Below are 10,831 nucleotides of genomic sequence, written 5' to 3'. Positions count from 1 at the left end.
TGGGTCGTCAATGCGTCATTCAAGCCTCTCGCATTCTGTCCTTGACGCTGACGCCAGCTCTGATCTGGCAAGCGATCCATGGCCAGATCCCGTCCGACACGTCGCTGCGCCAACGGCCCCTTCTTCTCGGTGTCGCGGGTGCGAAGGCAGGATTGGGCTCGGTTCTTTTGCCGCGCAATCCGGCGCAGCTCCCGGAAGTAAGGGGACTCAGTCGCAGCATTCGCCGCCGGCGGTGCAGAAGCTGCCACATCGTACGGTGCTTGTGCGTGTTCGCGCGCGTGATCCGCATCGAGCAGCCGACATGAGCAAAACGCCGTCTGCTGCCGGCTCGCTACGATGGATCAGGGATACTCAGGGGAAGTTCAATGTTTAAGAGATCAGCAACGCATTATGGCCGCGCGCCGGCGGCACTCACCCCTTATCAGAAGGCAGGTCAAGTCTGGGACGAGCGCATCGGCTCGGCCCGCCTGCAGGCGAAGAACTGGCGCTTGATGGCGTTCGGCTGCCTTGCTCTGTCTTGCAGCCTTGCCGGCGGGCTGATCTGGCAATCGACACAAGGAACGATAACGCCGTGGATCGTCGAGGTCGACCGGCTCGGTCAAGCTCAGCGGGTCTCGCCTGCAAGTTCCGACTACGACCCGACGGATCCACAAATTGCCTGGCACCTGGCGCGGTTCATCGAAGATGTGCGCGCCCTGCCATCCGATGCCATCGTGCTGCGGCAGAATTGGCTCCGGGCCTACGACTTCACGACCGATCGCGGGGCCGTCGCACTCAATGAATATGCCAGGGCAAACGACCCATTCGCCGGGCTCGGCAAGGCGCAGATCTCGGTGGAAGTCTCCAGCGTCATACGGGCCTCGCCCGACAGCTTTCGTGTCGCATGGATTCAGCGCGCTTACGAGAACGGCTCGCTCGCCTCGACCGAGCGATGGACAGCCATCCTGAGCATCGTCATCCGAACGCCGCGTGATGCCGATCGGCTGCGCAAAAATCCTCTCGGAATCTATGTGAATTCGATCAATTGGTCCAAGGAGTTGGGGCAGTGAAAGTATATCCTTGCGAGTTCAGGACAGCGCCAATGAAGAGGGGCATCACTTCCGCAGCCGTCATGCTTGGCTGCATGCTCAGCGGCTGCTCGACCTTCATTCCACCCGAAATCAGCTATGACACAGATGTGCCGCCGCTGCCTGTGGCGGCAGCGCCGGCGGATGATCGTCCGCGTCCCCTGCATGTGCCTCCATCCTGGAAGCCGTCGCTTGGCGGCAAGCCGGGCACCAAGGAGGATGTCGAGCCGGTCAACCGGATCGAAATCGCCAACAGTGCGGCGCGCGTCGAGCCGAGGCGGAGAGGCTATTTCAACGCCGCACAGATCTACAGCTATAGCCCGGGCGCGCTCTATCAGGTCTATGCCGCGCCGGGACAGATCACCGACATTGCTCTTGAGGAGGGGGAGCAGTTGACCGGCTCCGGCCCGCTCGCAGCCGGCGACACCGTGCGATGGGTCATCGGCGACACCGAAAGCGGCAGCGGCGAGGAGCGCAGGGTGCACGTGCTGGTCAAGCCGACGCGCGCCTCCATCGAAACCAACCTCGTGATCAATACTGATCGGCGCACCTATCTCCTCGAGCTCCGCTCGCGCGAGAAGCCCTACATGCCATCGGTCGCGTGGTACTATCCGCAAGATCGGATCAAGCGGCAGCAATTGACTCCTGTTCCGCTGCTCCCAGAGCTTGCACAACGGCGCTTTCGGTATGCGATCGAGGGGGACAATCCGCCGTGGCGCCCCCTTGCAGCCTACGACGACGGCCGAAAAGTCTACATCGAGTTCTCGCAAGGTATCGTCCAAGGCGAAATGCCGCCGCTGTTTGTGCTCGGGCCTGACGGTAAGAGCGAAATCGTCAATTATCGCACCTTTGGCAGCGTCCTGATCGTCGACCGCCTGTTTGCGGCTGCCGAACTGCGGCTTGGTGGAGAACATCAACAAAAGGTTAGGATCGTCCGCACCGACGGGAGGTTTTCGTCATGACGGAAGAACACCGCGAAGATGAGACCTCCCCGGACGGCGAACAGGAGACAGGTGAGCTCGAGGATGGGTTTCGGCTCCGGCCCGAATACCCGAGCGTCACCCGCTTGTCTCGCAAGGTGCTGCTGACCGGATCCGCGCTCTGCCTGGCGCTGGTCGCCGCGGCGGCGACGTGGGCGCTCCAGAAACAACGGCCGCGTGAGGCCGCTTCCGAGGAGCTCTATCTGGCTGAGCGTCACAATGTTGCTGAGAGCGTCACAGCGTTGCCGCCGGACTACTCGAAGGTCACCCCTCCTGTCCCCCAGCTTGGTCCACCTCTTCCCGGCGATCTCGGCAGACCAATCCTGGCCGCCAAAGGCCAGATCGCCGCGCCAGGCGCTGCGGCCGACCAGGAACAGCAACGCCGTGACCAGGAACAAGAGGCGGCTCGTGTAAGCCGACTGTTCGCCTCTACCAATGTGAGGGACACGGCAGCGTCGAGCGGAGCCCAAGCAGGTGGCGCCAATGCTCCCTCCCTGATCCCCAGCAGCGAGGATGGGTCACTGCAAAACGCTCAGGACCGGAAGCTCGCCTTCGTAAATGCGGCCACCGATCGACGAACGACCAGTCCAGACCGCCTCGTGAAGGCGCCATCACCTTACGTGGTGCAGGCCGGATCGGTTATCGCCGGGGCCCTGATCACCGGCATTCGCTCCGATCTGCCTGGAATGATCACAGCTCAGGTAAGCGAGAATGTTTATGATACGCCCACCGGGCGCTTTCTCCTCATCCCCCAGGGCGCCAGACTGACTGGCATCTATGACAGTCAGGTGAGCTTCGGCCAGAGCCGCGTGCTGCTCGTTTGGACCCGGTTGATCATGCCGAACGGCCGCTCGGTCGTCTTGGAGCGCCAACCGGGGACAGACACGCAAGGCTATGCCGGCCTTGAAGATCAGGTTGACAACCATTGGGGTGAGCTGTTCAAGGCGGCGGCGCTGTCGACCTTCCTGGCTGTTGGCTCGGAAGCGGGTGCAGGTTCCGATGCGAGCAATAGCAACAGCGCAATCATTGGTGCCCTCAGGCGCGGTGCATCAGATTCGCTGAACCAGGCCGGCCAACAAGTGGTCCGCCGTAGCCTCAATATCCAGCCGACCTTGACGATACGCCCGGGTTACCCGGTCCGCGTCCTGGTCAACCGTGATCTCATTCTTGAACCTTATAGAGGCTAGCCGCATGCCTAAATTGAAGATTGCAGCGCTTGTGGACGATCGGCCTGTCAAAATGACGGTCGAACTCGCGGCCCATGTTCACCGGGATTTGCACGTCTATGCCGATGTGCTGGCGAAGCAAACCGGACAGGCCGTCGAACCTGCCAAGCTCATTGGCCCGATGTTGGCGCGCTTCATGGCGACAGACCGGGCTTTTGCGAAATCAAAACGTCAAGCCCGCTCTTCCCCTCCTGAAGAATAACATTCTCTCAGAAGGGCTAGGAAGTGGGCGACAACAGATCTTTCATCGCCGGTTCTGACATGAGCTGACATTGTGATCCGACTGGGTCCCCTTGCGTCGTGCAGTTCGCGATACACCACCCCTGGGAATCCGGCGTGAGCTTCGGATGCCAATAACGGCGTGACGCCGCGGCCAATGCTGACGAGACTGGTCAGCTTGCTGCGGCTCACGTCGCAGGCTTCGATTAAGGCCCCGTTTCCATGAGCCGCCAGTTTGCAGACCAGAAGGTCTTCGACTTCTCTTGCGGGATCATCGCGGCTGACGAGAACGGTTCGACTGTGCAGATCGGCGCAGGAGACCGACTCGTTCTGAGCTAACTCATCATTCTTGGCGAGTGCGATGAGAATACCTTCACGCCATAGGGGAAAGGCCGCCGTGAGCAGCATGGAAGATAGACCGTCTGGCGCGATGGCGATATCGAGCGAGCCCGTCTGAAGCGCGATCAGGAGTTCCGGCATGACGCGTTCAAGGACGGCGACCTTGATTTCCGGATAACGGCTTTGAAACTCGGCGATCGCAGGTGTTATTCGTCCTGCGGAGACGAATGGGCAGAAGCCGATAGCCAGGTGATCCGCCCGCTTGGACAGGGTCAAGACTGTCGCCTTCGATAATGAATCGACCTGCTCGATGATAAGCTTTGCCGTCCTCAGGAATGTCGTACCAGAGGCTGTTGGATTCATCCCGTATCTCGATCGCTCGAACAAGCGGGTACCAACCAGGCATTCCAATCGTCCGATCGCCCGACTGATGGCCGAGTGTTCGACACCCAGCACCCTGGCTGCGCTCCGAATGCTGCCCGCTTCATTGACTGTCACAGCAACGCGCAGATGTTGTAAACTTATTGGATTGGATATTGGTCGCTGTGTCTGACAGGCAAGGTGGTCGATTGGAGGCATTTACAAATCAAGGTGCGGCGATTTAAGTCGGATGAGTTCTGCGGGCAGCGAGCCGGCAGTCAGGCGGCGTGCGACAGGACTGGAGTCCAGAGAACTGGGCCGGCGAGTCCACCGGCCGCACGTATCCTGTCCAAAGCATTGAGCGTGATTTCCAGGTGGCCGGCGACAGCAAGCGTGTTTCCAATTTCACAAGGCGATGCAATCCGGCGAAGCGGCCATCCTGCGCGCCTCAGAATTCGCTCCATCCGGACGTCGGTGACTGTGACGATGCTCGTGAGCTGTCGAGACAGACCAAACTCAATCATGCCCGCGAAGAGTTCGTAAGTTGCCCTCGCAAGCCCGTGTGCCGCCTTCGGAGCATCTGAAGGAAGATCAACTGCAAAGCGGCTGCTCTCCCACACATGAGGATCCGATGGGGCAGGGCACTTTCCCAGGAGCACAGAAAAGGTGTCGCGGATCATCGTCGGGCCGGTTGTCGGCAAAAGGCGAACCGACCCCTGCACCAGTCCCTCGACCGACGTTTGGACGAGATATACCGGACCTAGCGCGTCAAACTCGTCGGTCTCCATCTCGCCGGAACTGTGAACGCTCCAATCTAATCTTTGCTTGAAGACGCGATGCCGCAGCCTGTGCATGGCCGCTAGCGTTTGGGAGAACGCGCCGTGAAATGGTTCGGCAATCAGTTGAATCATGACCCCTCCTGTCCGGATTTCGACTATATGGGAGAGCCGGGTGCAAATGGCACCACGTACAACTAGAGGGGCGGCGCGGCCCTAATCTTGCCTAACTGCCTTAGCAGCGCCAAGTCGTGAAGTCGCTTCGGCCAATGTCCTCACGCCCAGCTTGTTCTTTGCATTATTCAAATAGGACTTCACGGTATTTGGCGATATCTGCAGGATCTGCCCAATCTCCCATGTGGTCTTGCCCTTTGCGACCCAGTCGAGGCACTCCATTTCGCGACGTGAGAGTTCAACGTTAGCGATCATCAGTTCATGAGAAAGCTTTTGCCGCACGCGCCGGTCGAAAGAAATGGCCATGAACTGGAGGACCTCCGAGCGGCGCTCTATGCTCAATTGAAATGCTCGGTCATTCTGGTCGGTGGCAAACGTCAAGGCGGCCATGGAGGCGCCGTTGTGGATTGGAACGGTGAATCCCAATCGGATCCCACACTGAGCAGCTTCGTCGAGCAAGCTTCGCTGCGCCCGAGAAATCAATCTATGAGGTTCCCTGTGGTCCCAGCTAAAGGGCTCCGTGGTCTCCAGCGCACGCTCGATAATGGGGTCGAGGCGCTCATAGTGACTGCGCACATAATGCGCAACCCAATTGGCGGGATACGTGGAAATCACGAGGGCGTTCTCACCCCGTCTCTTCGGCCAGGCCAGATAAGCCAAACATGGCAGCTCAAGTGCGCGTCCGGTGACCGCCAAGGCGTCGCTAAAGCCATCAGCGTGGTTCGCGTTGATCAGCAGATTGAGAAAATTTTGGAAGATACGGTGCGTGCTCATTCGCATACGATTCGGTAGAGAAGATGAGCGACGTTACGAGTCCCTTTGCTGCGTAAAGGCAAGTTGTTCGAAAGTCTCGCGACGTCACACTGTTAACCGACCAGCGATCGAGCTGCACCTATTCAGCTCACGTCCACTTTCGACACGGCGCAACCGACATCACTGTTCTGGGCGGTTCTGTAGGCGAGAACCGCCAAAGAGCGCAAGGACGACAAGCCCTGATAGTTTGGCGGTCATCTTCCACACACGCAACTACACTTAGAGGCCGCAGTCCTGCGCTCATCGCAGAATTTGGCAGGATAAATGCGCGTACGCCGGGATTCTTCGCGGATTTACTCCCAAAGTGGTCCTACGTTCTCTACGGCAGGCGAGGCGGGGCTGAGGAAAAGCTAAGAGATAATTTTTCGTAGGCAGACGGGGCCGTGCGCGTCAAGCGCCGCCCAGCGTTCTGCTCGCCGTCCAGTTGGAGACTTTTCTATGCGTCGTCGAAGCGGCCTTTCGAAAATGCCTACACTTTTGCGATCATTGCTCTCGATCGCCAACTAAGGGGACGACGGCAAGAGACGGGGTTCTGAAGTGCATGAATTGATCAGGCAGACCGCCTGCAGTGTTGTCGAAAAATTGCGGAATGGCGAAGTAAGCCCCCTGGAGCTGCTGGACGCGCTGGAGCAGCGGATCGGGCAAGTCGACGGCAAGCTTAACGCGCTGCCCATCCTTTGTTTTGATCGCGCGCGCACACATGCTCGTACGCTGATGGAGCGACCTACCGGCGCACGTGGGCTGCTGGCCGGTCTTCCCGTTCCCATCAAAGATCTGATTGACGTTGCCGGCACTCGCAACACACAGGGCTCCCCGATCTTCAGGAACAAAATAGCTGAGACGTCGGACATCTTGGTCGAGCGCATCGAGCAGAATGGTGGTGTTGTTTATGCAAGATCGAACACCCCCGAGTTCGGAGCGGGGGCCAACACGGTCAATGAACTCTTCGGAGCAACGCTCAATCCGTGGAATCCAGCTCGCTCTGCTGCTGGCTCGTCCGGAGGTGCCGCGGTTGCGATCGCCGCCGGCATGGCTTGGGTTGCGCATGGCTCTGACATGGGGGGCTCACTCCGAAATCCGGCGAGCTTTTGCGGTGTAGTGGGTCTTCGGCCGAGCTTGGGCCGAGTGGCCCGAACTCCCAAATCTAAAATCGACCGCAACCTCGGCATACACGGACCAATGGCGCGCAATGTCGAGGACGTTGCGCTCCTGTTGGACGCAATGAGTGGTGAGCATCCTGCCGATCCACTGTCCTTGCCGGCACCCGCAGAATCGTTCCTGACGACCACGCGCACGGCAAAGAGACCAAGACGGGTTGCCTATTCGGCCGATCTGGGCATTACACCCGTGGATCCTCAAATTGTGGAAATTACCCGCGGCGCTGCAGCGCGCTTCGTCGAACTTGGTGTAATCGTCGAAGAAGCTCACCCCGATCTTCGAGAAGCTCAAGAGTGCTTCCACGTTCTCCGCGCATTCGATTTCGCTATTAGCAAAGCTGCTCTACTTCGAAGCCATCGCGATCTGCTCAAGCCGGACGTCGTTTGGAACATCGAAGAAGGGCTGAAGCTTTCTATCGAGCAACTCGAACGCGCCGAGGAGCAGCGAGTTGCCATGGTGGTGCGCGTACTTAAGTTTTTCGAGAAGTACGATCTTCTCTTGACGCCGGCAACAATCGTAGAGCCTTTCCCCGTGGCCAACAGCCACGTCATGGAGTGCGACGGCAGACAATTTGAGAATTACGTGGATTGGGTTGCCATCGCTTTTGCAATCACCCTCGTCTGTTGCCCCGCGATGTCTCTGCCCTGCGGTTTCACGAGTTCCGGCCTTCCGGTAGGCTTGCAAATGGTCGCTCCCCCTCGAGCCGACGGGCAGTTATTGGCCGGTGCTAAACTGCTTGAAGATAGTTTGGGGCTACTCGGCAGTACGCCGATCGATCTGGGGCTCGCAACATGAATGGCACAATCGCGGTTCTCGGCTGCGGGCTTATAGGCCAAAGCTGGTCGGCGCTATTCACTGCCTATGGTTATGACGTCGTCGGCTGGGATCCAGCGCCAAAATCGCAGTCCCTGTTGCAAGAAGCGATTTCTCGATGTCAGAAGCAGGTTTTTCGTCCCTCGGAACTTGAATCAGGCCTTGGTTCCTTTCGCCTTGTCGAGACACCGGAACAGGCGGTTTCCGACGCCTTTTGGGTTCAGGAAAACGCACCCGAAGTGCTCGAGTTAAAAGGAGAGCTCTACGGCCGCGTTGAGGCGGCAGCCCATCCCGATACGGTACTCGCAAGCAGTACATCCTCTCTAACTTGGTCACAGCTTGCCACCAGCCTAAAACGAACCTCGCGATTCATTACTGCTCATCCCTTCAATCCTCCACACATCATGCCGCTAGTGGAGATTTATGGGGCCGATGCTGATCTTCGGACGACGGCTGTGTCGTTCTTTCGCGGGCTCGGCCGCGAGCCAGTTCTTTTAGCCCGCGACGTAGTAGGGCACATCGCCAACCGGCTTGCTTCAGCACTCTGGCGTGAAGCGGTCAACTTAGTCGCCGAGAATATTGCTGATGTCGCCGCTGTCGACGCGGCGCTCGTGCATGGACCTGGGCTGCGCTGGTCAGTGGTCGGTGCACATATGGCCTACCACCTTGGTGGGGGTCCTGGGGGAATTGAGCATTACCTGCGACATCTCGGGCCTAGCCAGGAACGCCGATGGGCCACGCTAGGTCAGCCACAGCTTACTCCCGATGTCTGTACCCGTCTGGTCGCTGGCGTCCATGCAGAGGCGGATGGCAGATCGATTTCCGAATTAGAAGGTGAACGTGATCGCGCACTCTTGAGACTCCTTGCCGCGCGGAGTTCAATTTAAGCATATGGACAAGCTCAGCGTGGGTTGACTTCAGCGACAATTGGAAGACAACCTGTACATCCGAGCCGGCGCTCGCAGGACTGACGCGCCGTTGACATTGGCCAAAGCTGTTGCCTGACGGCGCTATCAAGCGTGAATTGCACCAAACAATCATCATTGCCAAGCCGCCGACGGCGCGTGGCACGCTCCCTCAGTCTGAGCTGCTGCCGGTTTGATGGACACCGAGATTAGGTGTTTCATGAAGCCGGAGGTGGGCGATGAAGAGACGGAAGTTTAGTCGCAAGTTCAAGATCTAGGCGGTCAAGCTGGTCCGGAAACGCGGGGTGTCGGTGGCACAAGCCGGCCGCGACCTGGACGTTCATGAGAACGTTCTGCGCAAATGGGTCAAGGAGTTCGGCTGCTGATTCCGCTTGATGTCGCCCACCATTCCGGGATGATGTCGCCCGGGGTATCGCAAGAGCGAACCCGGGGTGACGAGGCCTCTTCTGGCTCCGATACGGTCCCGCCTTTCGTTGCGAAGGGGGACCTGGATGCCGACGGAGAGGCTTGCGATGCGCCATGTGCGCGATGTGATCAGATTGAAGTCGGCTGGGATGCCGACCCGCGAGATTGCGCGGCGGTTGGGGACGGTGCCTTCGACGGTGCGGTTGACGATCCGCCGGTTTGAAGCGGCGGGGCTGACCTGGCCATTGCCCGACGGCATCACCGACGCTGTGCTGGAAGCCCGGTTGTTCGCCAGCGCGGGAGCCGGTCTCGGCACCCGGCGTGGCCATCGCCGGCAGGCGGAGCCGGACTGGGCGGCGGTGCACCGCGAGCTCCGGCGCACGCACGTGACGCTGTCGATCCTGTGGGAGGAGTACATCGCGGGCGAACCCGGCGGGTATCGCTATTCGCGGTTCTGCGAGCTCTACCGGGCCTGGGAAGGCCGGCTGTCGGCGACGATGCGCCAGTCGCATGCAGCCGGCGACAAGCTGTTCGTCGATTATGCGGGCGACGGCGTGCCGGTGGTGATCGACCGGTTTACCGGCGAGCGGCGCACCGCGCAGATCTTCGTCGCGGTGCTCGGCGCATCGAGCTTCACCTGCGCGCAGGCGACCTGGACGCAGGGGCTCGCCGACTGGATCGATGGCCACGTCGGCGCCTTCGAGGCGATCGGCGGCGTGCCGGCACTGCTGGTGCCGGACAACACCAAGGTCGCCGTGATCAAGGCCTGCCTGTACGATCCGCAGATCAACCGCAGCTACGCCGACATGGCGGCGCAATACGGCACCGCCATTCTGCCGGCCAGGCCCACGGCGGCCACGGGACAAGGCCAAGGTCGAGCAGGCGGTCCTCATGGTCGAGCGCTGGCTGCTCGGACGGCTGCGCCATCGGACCTTCCACAGCCTCGCCGAGGTCAACGCGGCGATCGCCGAGTTAATGACCCGGCTCAACGAGGAGCGACCGATCCGGCGGCTCGGCGTGACCCGCCGCAAGCTGCTGGAGGAGATCGACCGGCCGGCACTCAGGGTCTTGCCGGAGAGCCCTTACGTGTTCGCCGAGTGGCGGATCTGCCGGGCCAGCATCGACTACCACGTCGAGGTCGAGGCGCATTACTACAGCGTCCCGCATCGCTTCGTCCGCGCCGAGGTCGAGGTGCGCTTCACCGCCCGCACCGTGGAGATATTCCACAAGGGCGAGCGGATCGCCGCGCATCAGCGCATGAGCGGCAACCACAAGCACACCACCGTGCCGGAACACATGGCGTCCAGTCATCGGCGCTACGCCGGCTGGACCATCGAGCGCATCCGCAAGGAGGCCGCCGCGATCGGGCCGGCCACCGCCGCGCTGTGCGACCTGATCCTCGATGAACGCACGCACCCCGAGCAGGGCTTTCGCACATCGGCGCGCACCTACGGCTCAGTCAAATCGATCCTCGCCAACAATCTCGATCGGCGGCCTTCACCCAAGCGGCCCGCGGACGACGCGCCGATCCTCCATCCCAACAACCGCGGGCCGCGCTACTACAACTAGGAGATC

General features: G+C 60.3%; 9 protein-coding genes and 2 pseudogenes. 8 read left to right on the top strand and 3 right to left on the bottom strand.

All coding sequences use genetic code 11. The features are described from left to right. Positions 1–365 precede the first annotated feature (365 nt). The 4 genes from trbF to AC0WRY_RS38690 are packed head-to-tail and all read left to right on the top strand — an operon-like array spanning position 366 to position 3,475. The gene (gene trbF, locus AC0WRY_RS38705) at positions 366–1,049 is read left to right on the top strand and encodes a conjugal transfer protein TrbF (RefSeq protein WP_128929821.1); all 684 of its coding nucleotides are present in this window, start codon (positions 366–368) and stop codon (positions 1,047–1,049) included. A gap of 32 nt (positions 1,050–1,081) precedes the next feature. After that, on the top strand, positions 1,082–2,029 hold the full coding sequence (trbG, locus tag AC0WRY_RS38700; protein ID WP_128929822.1) for a P-type conjugative transfer protein TrbG: 948 nt from the start codon (positions 1,082–1,084) through the stop codon (positions 2,027–2,029). After that, complete coding sequence (locus tag AC0WRY_RS38695; protein WP_128929823.1) at positions 2,026–3,234, top strand: TraB/TrbI/VirB10 family type IV secretion system protein; 1,209 nt, start codon at positions 2,026–2,028, stop codon at positions 3,232–3,234. The genes trbG and AC0WRY_RS38695 overlap by 4 nt, the downstream gene beginning before the upstream one ends. Before the next feature lie 4 nt (positions 3,235–3,238). After that, positions 3,239–3,475, top strand: coding sequence for a DUF2274 domain-containing protein (locus AC0WRY_RS38690; protein ID WP_128929824.1), 237 nt, complete (start codon positions 3,239–3,241; stop codon positions 3,473–3,475). Here AC0WRY_RS38690 and AC0WRY_RS38685 read toward each other — a convergent pair. The 3 genes from AC0WRY_RS38685 to AC0WRY_RS38675 form a co-directional block, all read right to left on the bottom strand. Beyond that, positions 3,445–4,410 carry a LysR family transcriptional regulator gene (locus AC0WRY_RS38685; RefSeq protein ID WP_128929825.1) on the bottom strand — a complete coding sequence of 322 codons (966 nt, stop codon included), beginning with the start codon at positions 4,408–4,410 and terminating at the stop codon, positions 3,445–3,447. The two genes, AC0WRY_RS38690 and AC0WRY_RS38685, sit on opposite strands and share 31 nt — an antisense overlap. Positions 4,411–4,469: 59 nt before the next feature. Beyond that, the gene (locus AC0WRY_RS38680) at positions 4,470–5,102 is read right to left on the bottom strand and encodes an acyl-homoserine-lactone synthase (protein ID WP_128929826.1); all 633 of its coding nucleotides are present in this window, start codon (positions 5,100–5,102) and stop codon (positions 4,470–4,472) included. A gap of 81 nt (positions 5,103–5,183) precedes the next feature. Next, positions 5,184–5,915, bottom strand: coding sequence for a LuxR family transcriptional regulator (locus AC0WRY_RS38675; protein ID WP_128929827.1), 732 nt, complete (start codon positions 5,913–5,915; stop codon positions 5,184–5,186). A 576-nt stretch (positions 5,916–6,491) separates the two neighbouring features. Between AC0WRY_RS38675 and AC0WRY_RS38670 the strand changes: the two genes are divergently transcribed. The 4 genes and pseudogenes from AC0WRY_RS38670 to istA all read left to right on the top strand — a co-directional run bounded on the left by AC0WRY_RS38670 (position 6,492) and on the right by istA (position 10,825). Next, positions 6,492–7,907: an amidase gene (locus AC0WRY_RS38670; RefSeq protein ID WP_128955110.1), complete on the top strand. Its 1,416-nt coding sequence runs from the start codon at positions 6,492–6,494 to the stop codon at positions 7,905–7,907. After that, positions 7,904–8,812 carry a 3-hydroxyacyl-CoA dehydrogenase NAD-binding domain-containing protein gene (locus AC0WRY_RS38665; protein ID WP_128929829.1) on the top strand — a complete coding sequence of 303 codons (909 nt, stop codon included), beginning with the start codon at positions 7,904–7,906 and terminating at the stop codon, positions 8,810–8,812. Before AC0WRY_RS38670 ends, AC0WRY_RS38665 begins: the two co-directional genes overlap by 4 nt. A gap of 257 nt (positions 8,813–9,069) precedes the next feature. Then, positions 9,070–9,204: pseudogene (locus AC0WRY_RS38660) on the top strand (transposase); the annotation flags it as partial. Positions 9,205–9,363: 159 nt separating this feature from the next. Then, positions 9,364–10,825 (top strand): annotated as a pseudogene (gene istA, locus AC0WRY_RS38655) (IS21 family transposase). Positions 10,826–10,831: the final 6 nt, after the last annotated feature.

The sequence above is a fragment of the Bradyrhizobium sp. T-12 genome, from assembly GCF_058314695.1.
This window is presented reverse-complemented; position numbering and strand designations above follow the sequence as displayed.